The sequence below is a fragment of the Bradyrhizobium sp. SEMIA genome (assembly GCF_014844175.1).
Classification (GTDB): Bacteria; Pseudomonadota; Alphaproteobacteria; order Rhizobiales; family Xanthobacteraceae; genus Bradyrhizobium; species Bradyrhizobium arachidis.
In genome coordinates this window covers 6,505,050-6,524,910 of sequence record NZ_CP046601.1, presented here as the reverse complement: position 1 = coordinate 6,524,910, position 19,861 = coordinate 6,505,050, and the positions used below count along the sequence as shown (strand labels likewise).

The following is a 19,861-nucleotide window of genomic DNA, read 5'->3' as shown; positions in this document are numbered from 1 at the left end:
GAAGCTGACGGCGTTGCGCCAGGACGCCTGGCGGCTCATGCACGCGCCACTGGCCAAGCAGCACGAGTGGTTCGCCGCCGTGCTGCGCGGGCACTATGGCTACTATGGCAGGCCGCACAATTATCCAGCGCTCAACGGCTTCTACCGCGAAGTGCGTCGAATCTGGCTGCGTTGTCTGAGACGGCGCAGCCAGAAAAGTCGGCGCATGGGCTGGCCGGAGTTCGAGACCCTGACGGCACGCTTCCGCCTGCCAACTCCACGCATCACTCGCACATGGGCGCAGGCGCGGATATGACGCGGGTTACTCTCGGGAAGAGCCGGGTGCGGGAAATCCGCCCGCCCGGATCTGTGAGGGCAAAGCCTAATGGCCGAGCTACTCGACCACGACCCTCAGAGATCCGATGGGTGAGATGCGGACATACCGGCAGCTCCGTGATTGGTCGTGGCAATACTCGCGTGTCAGCATCACCATCCGATTAACTTTTTGCGCGAATTGGAATCTGCGACTTGGAGCGGAGCCGGCTCTCGCGGGTTTGTAGAACTGCACAGCATGTGTAGCTTATGTCGGATTCGACGTATCTACAGCGGCGTTTGTTCGACGTTGCCCAGGACAGTCCTGCCCTAAAGCGCTCGAGCGTATCGCCGCTCTCTATGCCATCGATAAGTCGATCCGCGTCCGCGGCGCCGATGAGCGCCGTGCCGTCCGGCAGGGCGCAGCAAGCCGCTGGTCGTGGCGTGCAAGGCCTGGTTCAAGCAGTAACTCACCCGCGTCTAGGACAAAGCGATTTTCGCCGAGCACGTCCCTCAAGCCTTGAAATAATGGGCTGCGCGCTTTCTTGAACGACGGCCGCATCGAGCTCGATACCAGTGTTGAAGCATCCGTCCTCTTACTCTCAACCGCAAGAATGCGCTGTTCGCGCGGCATGATGAGCTGGACTTGCCTCGCTTCGCTGATCGAGACACCCAAGCTCCACAGCTTCGAGCCGCAGACCTATCCGGCCGATTCCTCACCAGACCCCTAACCATTGGCAGAGCGCGCGTTTGGATGCCTGGACGTGGAGCGCGAGCAAGCTAACTGCCTCTGCGCTTGATGATCTCGCTTCCTGCATCGTGACCGCTCCAGCGGGCCTCGTGGCCAACCGCTACGCGTTTCGGCAGCTTCAACACCCCGTCGCGTACCGCCAAGCGCCCAACCGAAAAAATACTGCGGTGACGCGGCGTCGCTCGACGTCCGAGAGATGGCGCCCGAAATATAGGATTTCGCAACGATGCGTCCTTGACCTCGCCGCTCCAGCGCTGCCGACTGCTGCGCGTCGACGGCACGCTCGATCATCTTGCAAACTGTCCCTCTTCAAGACGGAAGCGCATATTGCCGGCCTGCTCAACAGCAACAAGGTGCGGGAGACACGCCGCGGATTGTCGCGGAGTGTTGGACATCGTACCACAACTGCTCTTGGTCGCCGCAGAGCACAACCACTCTGGAGACATTCCTCCTACTAGGGTCCAGATCAACTCTGGTGGCTACGTGAGCGCGAAAGCCGACGAAACGCAAAATCGTTGCGTTTGGAGGAGGGCGCGCAGAATTTCTGCTCTGCGACCAGCTTTATTAGCTAAATTCAGGCCCCGTGGCCCAGTAGCATCAAACTTGTAAGGAGTTTCGCCGAACGTTCGTTATCTCGGCATCGCGGGGCTAAAAGTGGCGGTGGTTTAAGCCCGGCGCGCTCCAGGTGCGTTGGGATGCAGTGGAAAGAAGTGGAGTCGCCGATGACACGAAACCCTAGCTTGCTTGATGATCTTCGCCGCAATCTCACACCTGTCGAAAACCATTTGGTCGATGGCTACGTCGATGGCCGCGTGTGTCGGCGCGAGTTCTTGCGGCACGGCAGTCTGCTTGGTCTGTCATTGCCGTTTCTTGGGCGGATTGCATTGGCCGCCGGCTTCGGCGCTGCACCTTCTGTTGCGAGGGCCAACGTTCAGCCAGGTGCCACTATTCGGGTTGCATGCCCTGCGCCGGACCGTGCGATTGACCCCATCTTGTCGGGGGGCTACGGCCCAATATTGATGCTCCAGCAGGTCGGCGAGTTCCTTTGCGTGGACGGTCCGGACCTCCTGCTAAAGCCTGGCCTCGCGACAAGCTGGAAGCCCAATCAGGACGGGACTGTCTGGACCTTCGCGTTGCGCAAAGGCGTCAAGTTCCATTCTGGTGGAGAGATGAAGGCTGATGATGTTGTTGCCACCATAGACCGGCTGGCCGATCCGAAAAATTCCTCGAATGCGCTCTCGGTTTTCAAGGGCATTTTGCAGAAGGGTGCAACCAGGAAGGTGGATGACTACACCGTCGAATTCCATCTCGATAGTCCGAACGGCAACTTCCCCTATTTGGTATCATCTGACAACTACAATGCCATCATCCTGTCGGCGAACTACTCCGGTGACTTCGAAAAAACCTGGGACGGGACCGGTCCTTTCAAGATCGAGAAGTACACTCGGAACGTCGGGGCAAGCTTTGTCCGCAACGAAGACTACTGGGGGGCTAAGGCGCTGCCGGCGAAGACGGTGTTCACCTTCTACCAGGATATCCAGCCGCAAATCCTCGCGCTTCAGGCTGGGGAGGTGGATATTATCGACAAGCTGCCCGCGCTTGCTGGCGTGGCGCTGCTAAGCGACCCGAGTGTCGCCATTATCAGCATTAGGTCGACCGCCAATCAGGCGGTTCATATGCATTGCGACGCAGGCCCCTTCAAAGATGCGCGTGTCCGTCAAGCGGTGGCGCTGACTCTCGATCGCGAAAAACTGGTAAATGGCCTGATGAAGGGCCGAGCTGTTGCCGGTAACGACAGCCCCTTCGCCTCGATCTACCCCTCGACCGATTCATCCGTGCCACAGCGCAAGCGGGACATCCATAAGGCAAAGGAGCTGATGAGTGCGGCGGGCGTCGAGAAGGGGTTCCAGGCGACGCTTACTGCTCCTCATACTCAGGAAATTCCGGCCTTTGCGCAGCTCATCCAGGGCTGGGCGAAAGAAATTGGGATCGACCTTAGGCTTAACATGATGGACCGCGCCTCCTATTTTGGCGACGCGGTTCCGAGAAAGTCGCCTTGGCTAGACGCGGAAATGGGCATCGCTGATTGGGGGCATCGGGGAGTGCCTAATGTCTTACTCAGATCACTTTTGACGAGCGCCGGCAGTTGGAATGCGTCCAAGTTCCGGAGCGAGGAATATGACGCCCTCGTCAAAAGTTACATTGCCTCGTTCGACCTGGATACGCAGCGGGAGGGTGCAAATAAGATACAGCGTCTTCTGCTTCAAGAAACGCCCATGCTCTTCAGCTACTTCTTCGACCACCTGACCGCGACCAAAAAGGGCGTCGTCGGCGTCCAGCCAACTGCTATGGGGCAACTGTTTCTTCATGCTGCGGGATTCGTATGATGTCGGTTCGGCGGACCGGTGAGAGCGGTCCACTTTCCAACCACGCGAGCCATTCAAATGAGCCATTCAAGTGGACGTAATGAACCGCTTCCTTGCCCGGCGTTCCGCCTATTCGTTGGTGACACTCTTCGCGCTAAGTCTGCTCGTGTTCTTTTTCGGGCAGATTCTGCCCGGCGATGTCGGTCGAGCTATACTTGGCCCTTTTGCCGATCAGCAGGCGGTAGATGCGCTGAATCACCAGCTTGGCCTCGATCGGTCGCTCCTCGTGCAATATTACACTTGGATCTGGGATTTTATCCATGGCGACATGGGCCAGTCCTACTTATACCGCGCGCCCGTCGCTGACCTCGTAATTCCTGCGCTCGGCCATTCGCTAAAGCTAGCGGCTGTGGCCTCACTCGTCGTCGTGCCGCTCGGAATCGTTGGTGGTGTAGTGGCCGCGCTGAACGTCAACCGCCCAACTGACCGCATTATCAGTCTCGGCGGTCTGTCAGCGGCCGCTATGCCGGAATTCGTCAGCGGAATCGTGATGATCCTGATCTTTGGCATTTGGCTGCGCTGGCTGCCAATCTCCGCCGCATGGCCGGATGGCGCCGGACCCTTAACGCAGCTCTATTATCTAATCTTACCCGCAATGCCGCTCGTGCTCGTCCTGTTCGGCTATATTGCTCGCATGGCACGTGCGGGCATGATCGAGGCGCTCGATTCTGACTATACCCGCACTGCGGTCCTGAAGGGTTTGCCCTGGCGCAAGGTCATTTGTCGGCACGTACTCAGGAACGCGCTGCTACCGACGATTACCGTAATCGCTAGCCAGACGGGCTACCTAATTGGCGGCCTTCTGGTGGTGGAGACGTTATTCCGCTACCAGGGGATCGGCTCGTTGATCTACAACGCAGCCAAAGGGAAAGATTTCCCCATGCTGGAAGCCTGCGTGCTAATCATCGGAATCACCTATGCCTTGGCGACGCTACTTGCCGATCTGCTGTACTCCCTGCTTAACCCGCGCATTCGGATGGGCGCTGGCCAATGACCGGTATTGCAAGTTCTGCAACGCGTAACGCGCGCCATGAGTTTTTTGCAGCGCTGTTGCGGTCCGGCTCCTTTCTGGCCGGAATGTCGATTGTGATTTTCTGGGTTTTTTGTAGCCTGTTCGGGCACCATCTAGTGCCTTACGATCCGCTAGCCGAGGACGTCCTGAATGCGCTTGGTCCGCCTTCCGCAGTGCACTGGTTCGGGACTGACCAACTCGGCCGCGATATTTTTTCCAGGGTGATCATCGGCTCGCGCGACATTCTCCTCATCGCACCTCTCGCGACGATCCTGGCGACGGCCATTGGCACCGTGCTCGGGCTCCTTACTGGATATTTCCGAGGCATCCTCGATGACGTTATCTCGCGCCTGATAGAGGCCAAGATGGCAATGCCAGGGGTGATCGTATCACTTCTCGCAATCGTGGCGCTCGGTACGTCCGAGAGCACTGTCATCGTCGTCATTGGCCTGTCCTTCGGCCCAATCATCTCTCGCACTGTCCGATCGGCAGTCCTTGTCGAGCGGGAGCTCGACTATGTCGCTGCCGCCACACTGCGCCGGGAGAATTCAGCTCATATCATGTTCATCGAAATTTTGCCCAACATACTACCGCCCATCCTAGTCGAATCCACAGTGCGGTTGGGTTATGCGATCTTCGCCGTCGCCACCCTGAGCTTTCTCGGCTTCGGCCTGCAGCCACCCTCGCCCGATTGGGGACTATCGATCTCAACAAATTATTCCATGATCAGCGGCGGCTGCTGGTGGACGGTGCTTTTCGATGCGGCGGCCATTGCTAGCTTGGTGGTCGGGGTAAATTTGACTGTCGAGGGGCTACACGGGGCGCTCGATGACTGAGCCGACGCTGCGCCTAGACCGTCTCTCTGTCGCCTATCGCGCCGGCCGTCGAAATCGCGCGGTGCTGCGCGAGGTAAGCTTCGAGATTGCCCGTGGTGAGGCGTACGGCCTTGTCGGGGAGTCGGGCTGCGGCAAGTCCACCGTGGCGCTGACGGCGGTGCGGTATCTGCCACGGAACGGCAGCGTCACCGGCGGCTCGGTTATACTCGACGGGGCGGATGTGATGCGGCTCGGGCCCGAAACGCTTAGGAAAGTGCGGGCGAAGACGATCTCGATGGTTTATCAGGACCCCGGGAAAGCGCTAAATCCCTCGCTGACGGTGGCCCGGCAGTTGTGCGAGGTGCTCGAGTTGGCTGGTATTCGGCCGGCCAAGCGCGAAGCTAGTGCGCTCGAGATGTTGAAAAAGGTGCGGATTGCCGACCCCGGTTCTGTGATGCAGCGCTATCCGCATCAGCTATCAGGCGGGATGCAGCAGCGGGTTGCGATCTCCATGGCGCTCGCGAGCGACCCGACGATGCTGATCCTCGACGAACCCACGACCGGCCTTGACGCGACCGTGGAGGCCGAGGTCCTTGACCTCATCACTGATTTACGGCTCGAGCTTGGCACCTCGATCCTGTTCATCAGTCACAACCTTGCCGTAGTGGCGAAAATGTGCGACCGCGTCGGCGTCCTTTATGCTGGAATGCTGATGGAGGAAGGGCTGACGCAGGAGATTTTGCGTGCACCTTGCCATCCCTACACTGTGGCGCTTCTGCGATGCCTGCCGCGGGGCGGCCTCCGAAAGGATCACGGACGGCTTGACACCATTCCGGGCTTCCTGCCAGTGCCCGGAGCGCTGGTGCCGGGTTGCCCCTTCGCCGAGCGCTGTGCATTAGCAGACGACCGGTGCCGAACGGAAATTCCGGAGCTGCGTGATACTGGCGGGCGGCTCGTGCGGTGCCATTACCCGGATCGGGCTGCTGCCCTTCCCAGCAGCACCCCGTCCGGCCCGGTTGTACGGAAGCCTGCAGCGGGCGGCACTCCGGTACTGCGGGTAAGCAATCTTTCGAAGACTTACGGCCAGGGCAGCCACGCGATCCGTGCAGTCGCCGACGTTTCGCTAAGCTTGCAGCGCGGTGAAACACTCGGTCTGGTCGGCGAGTCCGGCTCCGGCAAGACCACGTTAGGCCGAATGCTCCTTGGCTTGGTCCAGCCCGATCGCGGCGGAGCTATCGAGCTGGACGGCAGGCCCCTTGCCGCCACTCTCGAGCGGCGCCGGGATGAAGAGGTGAAGGCAATACAGATCATCTTCCAAAATCCCGATTCAGCTCTAAACCGCGCTCATTCAGTTGCCCGCATAATCGGCCGCGCCCTGCATAGGCTCGGCGGATTTCGAGGCACCAACTTGTCGAGCCAACTCGACGCACTTGTCGAGGCGGTCCGCTTAACGCCCCGTCACCTAAGGCTCCGGCCACGCCAGCTTTCCGGCGGGCTCAAGCAGCGCGTGGCCGTAGCGCGCAGCTTCGCCGGCGACCCACGTGTTGTGGTTTGCGACGAACCTACCTCGGCGCTCGACGTCTCGGTCCAAGCCGCGATCTTAAATCTTCTCGCCGACCTCCAGGTGAAGCGGAATGTCAGTTACGTCTTCATCTCTCATGATCTTGGAGTCGTACGCTATCTGTCCGACCGAATTGCGGTTCTCTACCTCGGACGGATCTTGGAGATGGGACCGTCTGAACGCGTATTTAAAGGACCTAACCACCCCTATACCGAGGCGCTGCTTTCCGCGATCCCTAATTTCGACGACACGCGGGATCTCCGCATTCGGCTCCCCGGGGAAATTCCATCCGCGGCCAATCCGCCCCCTGGGTGCGTGTTCCAAAACCGATGCCCACGCAAGTTTGGCGCCATCTGCGAGACATTGGAGCCACCGCTGACTGAATTGGAGCCCGGTCATGTCATCTCTTGCCATATCCGGGGAGAAGACCTTGAACGCCTCCAGCGGCAATCCAAAGCTAGCATCAAAATGGTTGAAGCCAATCTGGACGGTGTCAGTCTGAGTCAGCTCTCCAAACAAAGAGAACTAAGATGAGATTGAGCGAGTATGTTGATTACGATGCCACGGGTCTGGCCGCTCTCGTGACAAGCGGACAAGTGACGCCCTCCGAGTTAGCGCAGCTCGCCCGTGAGGCTCACGAAAAGGTCAATCCTCGCATCAACGCCGTCCTGGAGTTCTACGAAGATAGCGATGGCGTTGCTGGCGCGAGCGGAGGGCGTTTCCACGGCGTTCCCTTCCTTCGCAAGGATTTCGGGGTCACCGAAGCTGGCCGCCTCCAGGAGAAAGGAAGCCGTCTGTTCAAAGGCTGTCGCTCTGACACTGACAGCTTTTTTTTTCGACGCGCCCGGGAGGGTGGGCTCCGGACACTAGGAAGAACAGCCACCCCAGAGCTTGCGATGTCGTTAATGAGTGAAAGCATTCTTAATGGCATCACTCGCAATCCGTGGAACTTGGAACGGTCGACGGGGGGCTCGTCTGCTGGAGCTGCAGCGGCGGTCGCCGCGGGCATAACTCCTCTGGCTCATGGCAACGATGGCGGCGGGTCAATTCGCATCCCAGCCGCCTGGTGCGGCCTTGTCGGGCTGAATCCGTCTCGCGGACGTATTTCCGGCGGTCCAAATAGGCAGGACGCATCATTTGGCCTACAGCGCGAGTTTGTTTTGTGTCGGTCAGTGCGCGACATGGCCGCCGCGCTCGACGTCTTTTCTGGTCCCCATCCTGGTGATCCGTTTATCATCGTTCAGCCGAACCGTCCCTTTGTAGACGAACTTTCACAACCCACCGCCAGGCTGATAGTGGGGGTGGCAAGGACCAAGTGGGGTGCAATCGATATTGAGCCGGAAGTCCTGAACGCCGTTGAGTCGACCGCCCTGCTTCTTGAGGAGATGGGGCACATCGTGAGGGACATCGACCCGCCATATGAGTCAACCGAGTACACGCGAATTATGCTCGGCAGATCATGTTTCAGTGCGAATTTGCTTAAAGACGAGGCGCGCGAAATGGGACGCACGATCTCTGCGGACACGTTGGAGCCCATCAATCTCAAACTTTACGAATATGGTCGGAATTCGCAGGGACATGCAGGGGAATTAGAAGAACTGTTGCGGAGAATGCGGTTCCGGGTGGGTGAAGCGATTCATTCCTTTGACGTCCTGCTGACCCCCACGATGCCGATGGTGGCTCTACCGCATGGCGGCATCAACAGTACGATCAACGCCACGCTGTCCGCGGAAGAATTCAAGGCGGCGGATGCTGCGAATATCCAGTACACTGGCGTATTCAATGTCTCTGGTCACCCTTCTGTGTCCCTGCCGTTGACGCAAAACGCCGGCGGCCTGCCCATCGGGATTCAGATCGTCGGCCGCTTTGGCGACGAGGCCACACTAGTCCGTATCGCACGCGATCTTGAGGAGGCTAGACCTTGGAGCGATCGGCGACCACCAGTTTGGGCAGGGGACAAATGACGATCACATCAAACAGGTGGGGCTGACAACGGCCTCTGTACCTTTCTCAAAAATGCTTTTCGAGGTCGTTCCCGAAAGGCGTCAGTGTAGCCATCCATGACGGCGGTTGCCAGCCCGATATCTACCGTCGCGCGCGGTCTGGAAGTGACTGCCCACCATCCAGCCCTATCCCAGACCGGCTTCGAAGATGCTCGTCTACACTTCGCGGGTCCCGTCTTTACGGTCGTCGTACAGGACATCCGCGGACGCTTCTGGTCCGAGGGGGCTTCCATGCAGCTGAGGCGATGCGGACGAGCGCCTACAGAGGCACGTGAAGCGCTCGCAGTCTTGGTCCACGGCAAAGGTCCGTGGCTATGGCTGCTCTGTGCTCGGCAGAAACCAGGGTGACGATGTCGCACCGCGAGCCGTCGGCGCTGAAGGCCATTCTAAGAAGTCGCGGGAAGCAATCGGCGTGGTGTCCAGGATGCCAACCAGCGCTCGCAGCTCTACGAGCCGCTGAAGGCCTCCCGCTTGTCGGCGCGGCGGATCGTGCTGGAAGCCCGCCCACCGATTGGCGCGACTCGATCGCACATGATATCAGTGCCCCACCAGCGTACCCGGTCGGCTAGGTGTCGCCGGGACGCCGACCACAAACGGTTTGCAAGTTGCTCGAGCTCAATTGATCGCGTCGTGGCCATGCGCAAGCCTGTTGGCGGAGAACGTCTCTGTAGCAGAGCGAACAGAAGACAGCTCTAGAGCGATAGGTGCGCGACCGCAAGTAGAGCCGGGATAGCGGTGATCTGGAGGGCGACAATAATCTGCTTACTCTGCACCCTGCGTCTCTACCCGACCCGGCGTTGCTTCGCATCAGACCGCGAAATCTGACGCTGGCGAAAGAATGTCTATCCGGACGGCACAGGAGAGTCGGTTCCGACCATCTCCCGAGCCGGGCGCCCTCCCAATTTCGCGCAAAGGATCTCGAAAATACTGACGAGCCGACGACGAAGCTCTGCCGGATCTGTTCTCGGTCCCTTAGGACGAGGCTGGCTGCCTTCTGATGAAGCGGAGACATTACTGCGATTGATAGCAAGGAAGGCATTCGACGACTTCCCGTACCTCTGAGTGCCCGTGATATAAGAGTCATCATTCCTCTTGGAGTCCAGGCAATGATGACGTCAACGTCATGCTGGTTTCAGGTCGGGAAGGACATCGATGTCATGGCTCAACAGCAGCTCGCGCTTGCGAACCGCCACGGACTGACGAAGCATCCCTCCGGCTAAGTCCGGCGGAGCCGCGTAGACATGGACACCAGTATGGACGCTCATGGTCCTCCGAACGCCACAGGCAGTTTTGTAAGTAAGCCTAACGTACCGAGCAATCAATCAAATGACCATGTAGAGTGGGCTCGTAAACACCTGGAAGTCGCCGCGCGCGACTGTGGTGTCCCTAGGCCGGTCCCGTGTACGAGCGGCCAGCTGGAGCTGATTCTGGCCGACGGCCATCATTTGGATTCGAGGCTTCCGATCGGCCGAGCGCTCCCACCTCAGGTGCGCGCCTAAAGCGGTTCCCGACGCTCGCCCCAAGACATGAATGTCGAGACGGCTCTGATCGACAAGGAGGCGATCTACTAGCGCCGCGGCATGGGCCACCGTTTACGCCTTTTTCCTAGCCGACCGGCGCGAAGCCTGGCTCAGAATATTGAGCTCGTACTATGCCTCTCTCCACCGGACGATTGAGAATTCCCGTCTAGGCGGCGCCTATGCCGATAGTAAGGACCACATAATGAACTACCTTGCCGCCGGCATTGAGGTGAAGATGCAACGCAAGCCGATTATCTCATGCGAGAGCGAGCAGCATTTCCCGCGCGCATGATCGGTGGCTTTGACGCCTCGTAATCGGTTTGGGCGATTGAGGCGGTGTCAAGAACTTGATTGCGGCCCGTTCTTCTTTCGCATGCTTTATCTGGCGAGCTGTAGGAGCTGAGTGAACGACGCGATCCCGGACGGCATCGCCGTGCCAATGTTCGCTGGCCGATGCCTCATCAATGATCTCCAGAATGTCGCGCGCGTGCATTGAGCACTGAAAGCTCCCAATCCTCGAAGATGAGTAGTTGAATGCGCCCGAGAGTGTAGATTCCGTTCGATGTCGCCCACCGTTCCGAGAAATTTCGCCCACCATTCCTGGACAATGTCGCTCGGGATGAGGAGGCCTCTTCTAGCTCTGATAGGTCCGCTCGCGAAGGAGTGGACCTGGTTGCCGACGGAGACGATTGCGATGCGCAATGTGCGTGATATGATCAGATTGAAGTCGGCCGAAATTCGATGCGCGAGATCGCGCGGCGGATCGGGGCTGCGCCTTCAATGATGCGGCTGACGATCCGCCGGCGCGAGGCGGCAGGCCTCATCTGGCCGCAACCGAAGGACGTGCTGGAGGCCGGCTGTTTGCCGGTGCCGATACCAAGGAGGGGCATCGGCGCCGCGTCGAGCCCGACTGGGCGACAGTACACCGCCAGCTCAAGCGCAAGCATGTGACGCGGTCGATCCCGTTGGGGATACATCGCAGCCACGCCCGATGGTTACCGTTGCAGCCGGTACTGTGAGTTCTACCGTGCCTGGAAGGCCACTTCTCGGTAACGATGAGCCAGGCTCACGCGGCCGGATTATGCTGGCGACGGCATTCCGGTGGTCATCGACGGCGTACCGGGAAGCGGCGCAACGCCAGATCTTCGTTGCCGTCCTAAATTAAGCGCCTCGAACTTCACCTAATCGCAGGCGACCTTGACCAGGGCTCGCCGACTGGATCAGCGATCGCGTCGACGCTGTCGAGACGGTCGGCGGCGCGCCAGCGCCGGACAACACCAAACGTTGCGGTCATCAAGGCGTGCTTCTACGATCCGCGAATCAATCGCAGCTACGCCGACATACCATCGCATTACGGCACCGCGATTCTGCCGGCACGGCCACGCCGCCCGCGCGAAGGCCAAGGTCGAGCAGGCGGGTTAATCTTCGAGCGCTCGCTTATCGGCCGTCTTCGTCATCGCGACTTCTACAGCTTGGCGGAGGTTAACGCAGCCATCGGCGATGTGCTCGGGAGGCTCAACGACGAACGGCCGAGCCGGCGCCTCGGCGTGACGCGCCGGCAACTGCTTGAACAAATCGATCGGCCAGCTCTCAGGGCTTGCCAGGGCCCCTTACGTCTTCACCAAATGGCGCATGGGATTCGTCAGCATCGACTTCCACGTCGAAGTCGAGGCTCACCACTACAGCGTCCCGCAATCGGTTCGCCCGTGCCGAATTCGAAGAGCCGCTTACGGGCCCCCCCTGTCGAGATCTTCCACAAGGGCGAGCGGATCGCCACTCATCGGCGCAGGAGCGGCAATGCAAGCTGCGTCGGCAGGCCTGTATCGAGAACGTCGACTACCGGACGCCGCGCAGTCTTGGCCGTGCGCTCTTTGCCAGGCTGGCCGAAGGCCTGCATCGATGCCAATCTCCCGATCTGCCGCCCGGCCGGCGTCGGCAAGAGCTGGCGCTCCGCAACAAGGCTTGCCGCAACAATCGTTCCGGGTACACAAGCGCGTACCGCGACTGTTCGCCGCGCTCGCCCTGGCGCGCGGCGACGGTCGCCATCAATGCCTGTTGCGTGGGCTCGGCCGCGTCGAGCTTCTGCTCCTCGATGATTTGGGTCTGAACCGTTCGATGCTGGCGCCCGTCACGACCTCCTGGAAGTCCTCGAAGACCGCTACGGCCGCCGCTCCACCTTGGTCACCAGCCAGCTGCCGGTCGACCAATTGCACGTCCTCATTGGTGACTTCATGATGCTTCACCCTTCGAACGATTGGTGCGTCGTGCCCGATTGGCTGACTATGGTTCGTCTGAGAGCCTCAAATCTCGCCAAGGATTGCCGGTTCGGGCGATCCACAGCACGGCCTCGACAAATTGTCGGTCGTCCTTGTCGCGTCGGCCAGGATCACCGGTCTTGCCAAGACAAAGCCGCTCCATCCTCGCCCATTGGGCGTCAGTCAAAAACGAACGGTCCATCTGCAGCTTGAATCACAGCCAAGCCCGGTTGAAAATCCCGAGTCCCAACAGATCCTACTCGAGCAGGCGCTCGCTTAAGCGGAATGTCAGCGGACCACGTAAATCGTTTGTTGATTGGCTCAGTGGCCACCCCACTTAGCCGCGGAGCGTCACGTTTGAACTCAGCGGAAGAGCGGTGACGCGCATACCGGTGATGCGTAGCTTCGGTAGCTGCGGATGCCGACATCGATAAAGCGAGAGTGCAGCTATGAGATCCGGAAGTTGAAAGCGCCAATTCCGAGTCCACGTGCTGTCAGCCAGATGACGCCGTCGCAAGTTTCATCGCCACTGGGCACGCATAGCGTCCTGTACCGTCTCGCCGACCTGAAGGCAGTAGCCCAGATGCTGCTTTTCCGCGAGGTGCTCCTAATCCAAGCAGAATTTCTGCGTCACGATTGGAAGATCGCCGCAAACCTTCTTCGTGTGGCGCCTTTAATTCCCAAAGGACGCGCTGCTTGCTTTGCGAAGGACTACGCTCGGATGTGGTCGTACAACAACACCGCCTTATACCCCCTCGGGCGGATACTAGAGCTGCTGCAAGGCTATCCCTACGGAGACGTGCTCGATGAGGCGCTGCTCGCACCTCTTGGCATGGACGGCGTCTGCTTCTTCGCCCGCGACCTGCGCCACCGCAATTGCGCCGTCGGGCACGCTGGACGCGGCGAGGAGACATTGATCGCACGGCCGTGGCCGCAGCCCCGCTGCGTCGATCCGTCCGGCGGCGTGGTCACCAGCGCCGCGCATGGAGGCCCAACCGACTGGTTTGGACGCGATGCTCATCGCGCCAGGCGAGCCTGCGCAGCGGATCGGAACCATGCCGCGCGATGCGCATGGCGAGATCAGTTGACTGCGAGTCGACCGGCGGGCCGCGCTCCGTTCAGAAGCTGTCAATTGAGTTGCAACAAATAGAACCGGAGGAAGTGGACCGTGACAATTTCTCGACGCAATCTTGTAACGGCGAGTATGGCCGCTGGAACAGCTGTATTGGTTCCCTCGATTCTGCGGGCGCAAACGATTCCGTCCGCCGCGCGGACAGTGCGCATGGTCAATGGCAACATTACCAACTTCGATCCATACGTTGCGACCTCCTATAGTACTGTCGATCATGCCTTGGCGATTTACGACATGTTGTTTGCGCTCGATTCTAAGTTTGCGCCGCAGCCGCAAATGGTAGGAAAGTGGAGCCGTTCCGACGACAAGAGGACTTATACATTCGAACTGCGTGACGGCTTGGGCTTTCACGACGGCGCCCCCGTCACGGCGGCAGATTGTGTGGCATCGATCCGTCGCTGGTTCCAGACACCTGGCGGACAATTGGTCAACGAACGGGCCAAGGACGTCTCGAAAAATGACGATAAAACTTTCACGATCTCGCTTAAGGAACCGCTGGCGCTATTAATCGACCAGTTGGCGCAGCCCATAAATTACCAATTGTTCGTCATGCGCGAGAAGAACGCGGACCGCCCGCCGACGGAGCCGGTGACCGCGCATATCGGATCGGGGCCGTTTAGGTTCAACGAAGCGCTTTTCAAGCCGGGCGCAAGCGTCGTCTACGACCGCAATGAAAGATACGTCCCGCGCCAGGAGCCGCCTAATGGACTGGCCGGCGGCAAGGTCGTTAAGGTCGACCGCGCCGTCTGGCATGTGATCGCCGATCAGCAGACCGCCTTGGCAGCCCTACAAGCGGGCGAGATCGATCTCCATACCTGGCCGGAGGCCAGTCTTCTTCCGATGATCGACAGCGATCCTAACCTCGTGGTCGAAGATCTCCACAAATCGGGTAGTGATTATATTGTGCGCATGAACTGCTTGCAGAAGCCATTCGACAACGTGAAGGCCCGCCAAGCGTTGCTTCATCTGGTCCACCAGGACGCGTTCCTGCGGGTTATTGATCCGAATCCAAATCCAAAATATAATCGCCCCATTACGTCGTTGTTCGGAACCGATACGCCCTATGTCAATGACGTAAATACCGGATGGTACAAAAAGGGCGGCGATCCGGAAAAGGCCAAGCAACTCTTCAAGGAAGCCGGCTATGCCGGCGAGAAGGTCCTTATACTGCAACCCACCGACTGGCTCTCGGGTAGCAACGTTTCGCAGCTGCTGGCGGCTACGCTAAACAAGATCGGGATCAATGCCGAACTTGCGCCGGCCACTTGGGCTGCGCTAGGCCCGCGCCGAGCCAAAAAGGATTCCGTTGAGAATGGCGGCTGGAGCATTTTCGTCACGACTCCCACCGATCTTAGCTTCAGCGACCCGCTCTCATCATCGTGGATGTTCTTGAATGGCGAAAAGGGCTGGTACGGCTGGCCGAAGAACGACGAATACGAGGCTCTTCGGGCTAAGTGGGTGGACACCGAAACAGTCGAGGAACGCAAGGCGCTGGCCCGCAAGATGCAGGAAATTTGGTGGGACACCGTCGGCTTCGTTTTCATTGGGCAAAATATTCAGCCCATCGCCCGCCGCAAGACTCTGACCGGTCTCATCGGCGTGCCAGCGTTCAACCCGATGTGGAACATGCAGAAGGTCTGAGGCCGCCGTGGGCGTTTACCTCCTTCACAGACTGATCTCAGCCGTCGCCGTCATGGCAATGGTCGGGGTCTTCGTCTTCCTGCTTCTCAGGCTGGCACCCGGCGACCCGGCGGCCATGATCGCCGGCGATATGGCCCCGCAACAGATGATTGACGGCATCCGCGAACAATTGGGACTGAACCAACCGCTGCCGGTTCAGTTCCTCCATTGGGCGCGGGATATCCTGAGCGGCAATCTCGGCACTTCGATTTTTGCCGGGCTACCGGTTCTCAAGTTGATCTCACAACGGCTCGAGCGACCATTTCGCTTTCGATCCTGACGATGGTCCTTTCCGTCGCGGCTGGGGTTTCCTTCGGCATCTTTGCCGCGTGGCGCGCCGGCGGCTTTGTCGATCGTGTGCTGACCGTGTTCTCGGCCTTCGGCTATTCCGTTCCCGTCTTCGTCGTCGGCTTTTTTCTCATATACTTTTTCGCTATCAAAGCTCGTTGGCTGCCGGTCCAGGGATATGTATCCATAGATCATGGCCTCGGTCCTTGGTTCGTGCAGCTGATTTTGCCGACCGTGGCTTTGAGTTTGTCCTATATCGCTTTCATCGCCCGGATCACGCGGGCCAGTATGCTTGAAGTCCTGTCGGCGGACTATATGCGGACGGCCGCGGCTAAGGGCGTCTCGACCTATTCCATGCTTTTTCATCATGCTTTGAAGAATGCGGGCGCCCCGATCCTCACCGTGATCGGGATAAGCTTCGCCTACCTGATCGGAGGCGTCGTCATCACAGAAACGGTGTTCAACATACCAGGTGTCGGTCGTTTAGTCGTCGATGCGATCAACAACCGCGACTATCCTGTTATTCAGAGCGTGCTGATCCTCGTTTCTGGTCTTTGCGTCCTTATCAATCTCGGGGTCGATCTTGCCTACACCTTGGTCGATCCGCGTATCCGGTATTAATATGGCCCTTCTTTTCGCATTGATTGATGCCGCGCCAACGAATTGGCCGCATATATCCGATCTTCCCCGTCTGGCGAGGCGGCACCCTTTGGTCCTTACCGGTGGCGGTCTGTTGGCTCTGGTGATCGTTGTGGCGATTGGCGCCCCGTTTTATGCCGGCGACCCAATGAACATGGACCCGTTCAAACTCCTCCAATCTCCTTCGGCCGCGCTATGGTTCGGAGCCGACAATCTGGGCCGCGATGTCTTTGCGCGAACCATGTTCGGCGCCCGGATCTCCCTTGTGGTGGGATTGGCGTCGACCACGGTGGCGGCTTCGGCGGGTCTACTGATTGGGCTCATCGCCGGCTACAGTCGCAGCTTCGACAACATCATGATGCGAGTCATGGACGGCCTAATGTCGATCCCAACCATTCTGCTGGCCATCGCGCTTGTTTCTCTGACGGGCCCCGGGATCGGCATTCTTATCGTCGCTATCGCGGTTCCCAGCACCCCGACTACCGCTCGGCTGGTCCGTTCCTTGGTGCTGAGCGTCCGGGAACGTCCCTATGTCGAGGCTGCGCTCTGCGGCGGCGCACGCCTGCCGAAGATGCTATTGCGACATATCCTGCCGAGCACTATCCCGCCGCTGATGGTCCAGAGCGCCAATGTGTGCGCGGCCGCGATTCTGACAGAGGCGGGTCTGAGCTTTTTGGGCGTCGGCGTGCCGCCCGACATTCCCAGCTGGGGTAATATGATCGCAAGCTCCCGCCTGTATCTCGCGATCGCGCCATTAACGGTCTTCGCGCCCGGCTTCTTCCTCGCCATGACCGTTCTTGCTGTCAACCTGCTCGGAGACGGCTTACGCGACATGTTCGACCCGCAGTCAAAAGGCGGGCGCTGAGATGCAAGCGCAAAAGACCGCAGGAGATGACGTGCTTCTCGACGCTCGAGACATCGAGACGCATTTTTACGGTGAAGACAGCGTCACCCGCGCGCTGGGCGGCATCAGCTTCCAGATCAAGAGCGGCGAAACGCTCGGCGTCGTTGGCGAATCCGGATGCGGAAAAAGCGTCACCGCGCTTTCGATTCTTCGCTTGCTACCGAAGCTGACAGCCCAGTCCATCAGCGGCGAGATCCGCTTTCGCGGACGCGACCTGCTGCAATTCTCGGAAAAGGAGATGCGAAAGGTCCGCGGCAATCAGATCGCCATGATCTTTCAGGAGCCGATGACGAGCTTGAATCCGGTTCACACTGTCGGGAGCCAGATCGCTGAAGCAGTACGGATCCATACGAAGGCCTCCCGATCGGAAGCGATGGCAAAGGCGAAAGAGATGCTCGGTCTCGTCCGCATCGCGGACCCTGATCGCCGCGTCAAGAATTACCCTCATGAATTGTCGGGAGGCATGCGCCAGCGCGCCATGATCGCTATGGCGCTCGCCTGCTCGCCGGAACTTTTGATTGCCGACGAACCAACAACTGCGCTCGACGTCACCGTACAGGCGCAAATCCTGCGGCTGATCGTCGATCTGAAGGAGCGCACGGGGACGGCCGTGATGTTCATCACCCACGATCTGGCCGTTGTGGCCGAAACCTGCCAACGCGTGATTGTTATGTACGCGGGCAGGATAGTAGAGCAGGCGACTGTCATTGAACTGTTTGCGCGTCCAGCGCACCCCTATACCCAGGGACTCATGCGCTCCGTGCCCGATCCGCGGCATTGCCGGAGGCAGCAGCGCCTTCCAGAAATTCCCGGCATCGTGCCGAGCCTCCGTGAACCTATTGTCGGGTGCAGCTTTGCACCGCGCTGCCCCTTTGCAGTAGGCATTTGCCACGAGAAGACGCCAATTATGCGCGATGTCAGTTCCGGTCATGCCGCAGCCTGCTGGCGCGCGGAAGAGGTCATCGTCGCATGAACGGTCCTCTGCTGAAAGTCGAGAATCTAACCAAGCATTATCCGCTCGGTACGGGCTTTCTGAAGAAGACCGGCTCGGTGGTGCGGGCAGTCGAGGATGTCTCCTTCTGCGTAGTGGCGGGGGAAACTCTCTGCATTGTCGGCGAATCCGGGTGTGGTAAGTCCACTATCGCCCGGCTTTTGATGCGGATCGTGAAGCCAACACGCGGGCGCGTGATCCTCGACGGCACCGACGTCACGGATCTCAAGTCGCATGCGCTCCGTGCGTTTCGCCGTCGCATTCAGATGGTGTTTCAGGATCCGTACTCCTCGCTCAATCCACGTCTCACGGCCGAGCAAATCATCACCGAGCCGGTCGATAATTTCGAGCGCCTTAGCCGCAAGCAACGCCGAGCGCTCGCCGCAGATCTGCTGCAAAAGGTCGGTATGCGGCCTGAAATGATGCATAGGTTTCCCTCCGAGTTGTCGGGCGGTCAGCGACAACGGCTCGGGATCGCGCGGGCATTGGCCCTCCGACCTTCGCTCATCGTCGCAGACGAGGCGGTTTCCGCCCTTGACGTCTCAGTGCGGGCACAAATTTGAATCTGCTGCTAGATATTCAGCAGCAGATGGGCATCGCCTTTGTCTTCATTTCGCATGATCTCAGGGTAGTCGAACATATCGGCCATCGCGTGGCGGTCATGTATTTGGGGCGGATCGTGGAACTTGCCCGGTGCGATGCGCTGTTTGCCGAGCCGGTTCATCCCTATACCGAGGCTTTGATCGCGGCCGCTCCAGTGCCTGACCCCACGCGGGTTCGGTCCCAGGCGCGAGTTGAAGGCGAGGTGCCGAGCCCCATTAATCCTCCAAGCGGTTGTACGTTTCATCCACGCTGCCCACTCGCAATTCAACATTGCCGTGTCGAAGTGCCGTCTTTGGTACCAATGACGGATGGACGCGTCGTGGCTTGCCACGTGCGCGCCCCGGTCTCGGCGATCCAGGCTCAGACGGCTAATTCTTCTCTCAATCCTGTGACATAGCTACAGTCTTTCCCCAGACACACTAATGAGGCTGTTCGCGGCCGCGCTTGCCACCGAAAACAAACCTTTTCGCCTTGCCGACCGGCTTCAACTCCTTCAAGGAGGCCCGGCCCAGGGAGCATCCAAGGAGAGAGGCTTTGCGTCAGACCCGCTAGCATGCCAAGGAGCGGTTGCCGAGGTCTTCACGCTAATCGAGGGGAGTTGCTTCGGCGCCGAGCCCGCGAGGCGGCGACCATGGGTGCATGTGCGGCGAGATTCCATCTCATGGTCAAGCGCATAAGGCTTGCCCAGGTCATCATCCTCTACGAGGAATTTTCCCACGCCGATACGTCAGACCGCGCCGAGGACCTGCTTAATTTCGTATTCGGACACTGCGCGGGCAGATCAAGCCGTTCATGTTGCTATGCGACTGTCGCCAGCTAGGGCTCTGCCCCACGACCTTGCCGCTGATGCGGGGCTTCGTTGACGAGGGTGTCCTCTCGATCTCGATCTGTCATGGATTCTCTGAGGCAGATGTACCTGAAGTGGGAAGCCGCGCTCTGGTCGTCATGAGCAAGAATAAGGTGAAGGGTGATGACTAGCATGGCAAAGAG

12 protein-coding genes and 4 pseudogenes are annotated in these 19,861 nt (G+C 59.3%); 14 read left to right on the top strand and 2 right to left on the bottom strand.

The features are described from left to right. The first annotated feature begins 13 nt into the window (after positions 1-13). The 7 genes and pseudogenes from FOM02_RS31450 (at position 14) to FOM02_RS31420 (ending at position 8,820) form a co-directional block, all read left to right on the top strand. A complete protein-coding gene (locus FOM02_RS31450) occupies positions 14-295 on the top strand; it encodes a hypothetical protein (protein WP_265440532.1) in 282 nt (93 codons plus the stop codon). Between the two features lie 281 nt (positions 296-576). Next, a pseudogene (locus tag FOM02_RS31445) lies at positions 577-1,089 on the top strand (IS66 family transposase); the annotation flags it as partial. Positions 1,090-1,764: 675 nt separating this feature from the next. Beyond that, a complete protein-coding gene (locus FOM02_RS31440) occupies positions 1,765-3,429 on the top strand; it encodes an ABC transporter substrate-binding protein (RefSeq protein WP_265442227.1) in 1,665 nt (554 codons plus the stop codon). Positions 3,430-3,508: 79 nt separating this feature from the next. Continuing rightward, positions 3,509-4,462 carry an ABC transporter permease gene (locus FOM02_RS31435; protein WP_265440531.1) on the top strand — a complete coding sequence of 318 codons (954 nt, stop codon included), beginning with the start codon at positions 3,509-3,511 and terminating at the stop codon, positions 4,460-4,462. Beyond that, positions 4,459-5,316, top strand: coding sequence for an ABC transporter permease (locus tag FOM02_RS31430; protein ID WP_265440530.1), 858 nt, complete (start codon positions 4,459-4,461; stop codon positions 5,314-5,316). Before FOM02_RS31435 ends, FOM02_RS31430 begins: the two co-directional genes overlap by 4 nt. Then, positions 5,309-7,390 carry an ABC transporter ATP-binding protein gene (locus tag FOM02_RS31425; protein WP_265440529.1) on the top strand — a complete coding sequence of 694 codons (2,082 nt, stop codon included), beginning with the start codon at positions 5,309-5,311 and terminating at the stop codon, positions 7,388-7,390. The genes FOM02_RS31430 and FOM02_RS31425 overlap by 8 nt, the downstream gene beginning before the upstream one ends. Continuing rightward, complete coding sequence (locus tag FOM02_RS31420) at positions 7,387-8,820, top strand: amidase (protein WP_265440528.1); 1,434 nt, start codon at positions 7,387-7,389, stop codon at positions 8,818-8,820. The genes FOM02_RS31425 and FOM02_RS31420 overlap by 4 nt, the downstream gene beginning before the upstream one ends. Positions 8,821-11,095: 2,275 nt before the next feature. On the opposite strand, the gene FOM02_RS31415 is transcribed toward FOM02_RS31420, so the two are convergent. Then, positions 11,096-11,326 (bottom strand): hypothetical protein, encoded by a 231-nt coding sequence (locus tag FOM02_RS31415; protein WP_265440527.1) that lies wholly within the window; start codon positions 11,324-11,326, stop codon positions 11,096-11,098. Positions 11,327-12,141: 815 nt separating this feature from the next. On the opposite strand from FOM02_RS31415, the pseudogene FOM02_RS31410 reads away from it, so the two are divergent. After that, positions 12,142-12,607: pseudogene (locus FOM02_RS31410) on the top strand (ATP-binding protein); the annotation flags it as partial. A 52-nt stretch (positions 12,608-12,659) separates the two neighbouring features. Here FOM02_RS31410 and FOM02_RS47305 read toward each other — a convergent pair. Then, a complete protein-coding gene (locus tag FOM02_RS47305; RefSeq protein WP_416207728.1) occupies positions 12,660-12,836 on the bottom strand; it encodes a transposase in 177 nt (58 codons plus the stop codon). Between the two features lie 261 nt (positions 12,837-13,097). On the opposite strand from FOM02_RS47305, the gene FOM02_RS31405 reads away from it, so the two are divergent. The 6 genes and pseudogenes from FOM02_RS31405 (at position 13,098) to FOM02_RS31380 (ending at position 19,268) form a co-directional block, all read left to right on the top strand. Continuing rightward, complete coding sequence (locus tag FOM02_RS31405) at positions 13,098-13,784, top strand: serine hydrolase (RefSeq protein ID WP_265440526.1); 687 nt, start codon at positions 13,098-13,100, stop codon at positions 13,782-13,784. An 18-nt stretch (positions 13,785-13,802) separates the two neighbouring features. Continuing rightward, complete coding sequence (locus FOM02_RS31400; RefSeq protein ID WP_265440525.1) at positions 13,803-15,407, top strand: ABC transporter substrate-binding protein; 1,605 nt, start codon at positions 13,803-13,805, stop codon at positions 15,405-15,407. A 52-nt stretch (positions 15,408-15,459) separates the two neighbouring features. Further along, a pseudogene (locus FOM02_RS31395) lies at positions 15,460-16,355 on the top strand (ABC transporter permease). 1 nt (position 16,356) lies between these two features. Beyond that, positions 16,357-17,238, top strand: coding sequence for an ABC transporter permease (locus FOM02_RS31390; RefSeq protein ID WP_265440524.1), 882 nt, complete (start codon positions 16,357-16,359; stop codon positions 17,236-17,238). A gap of 1 nt (position 17,239) precedes the next feature. Continuing rightward, positions 17,240-18,250 carry an ABC transporter ATP-binding protein gene (locus tag FOM02_RS31385; RefSeq protein ID WP_265440523.1) on the top strand — a complete coding sequence of 337 codons (1,011 nt, stop codon included), beginning with the start codon at positions 17,240-17,242 and terminating at the stop codon, positions 18,248-18,250. Then, positions 18,247-19,268: pseudogene (locus FOM02_RS31380) on the top strand (ABC transporter ATP-binding protein). Before FOM02_RS31385 ends, FOM02_RS31380 begins: the two are co-directional and overlap by 4 nt. The last annotated feature ends 593 nt before the right edge of the window (positions 19,269-19,861 follow it).

Coding starts and splice junctions, on each gene's coding strand:
- FOM02_RS31440 (WP_265442227.1), top strand. CDS start 1,765: ATGACACGAAACCCTAGCTTGCTTGATGATCTTCGCCGCAATCTCACA.
- FOM02_RS31435 (WP_265440531.1), top strand. CDS start 3,509: ATGAACCGCTTCCTTGCCCGGCGTTCCGCCTATTCGTTGGTGACACTC.
- FOM02_RS31430 (WP_265440530.1), top strand. CDS start 4,459: ATGACCGGTATTGCAAGTTCTGCAACGCGTAACGCGCGCCATGAGTTT.
- FOM02_RS31425 (WP_265440529.1), top strand. CDS start 5,309: ATGACTGAGCCGACGCTGCGCCTAGACCGTCTCTCTGTCGCCTATCGC.
- FOM02_RS31420 (WP_265440528.1), top strand. CDS start 7,387: ATGAGATTGAGCGAGTATGTTGATTACGATGCCACGGGTCTGGCCGCT.
- FOM02_RS31415 (WP_265440527.1), bottom strand. CDS start 11,326: ATGCTTGCGCTTGAGCTGGCGGTGTACTGTCGCCCAGTCGGGCTCGAC.
- FOM02_RS47305 (WP_416207728.1), bottom strand. CDS start 12,836: ATGGACCGTTCGTTTTTGACTGACGCCCAATGGGCGAGGATGGAGCGG.
- FOM02_RS31390 (WP_265440524.1), top strand. CDS start 16,357: ATGGCCCTTCTTTTCGCATTGATTGATGCCGCGCCAACGAATTGGCCG.
- FOM02_RS31385 (WP_265440523.1), top strand. CDS start 17,240: ATGCAAGCGCAAAAGACCGCAGGAGATGACGTGCTTCTCGACGCTCGA.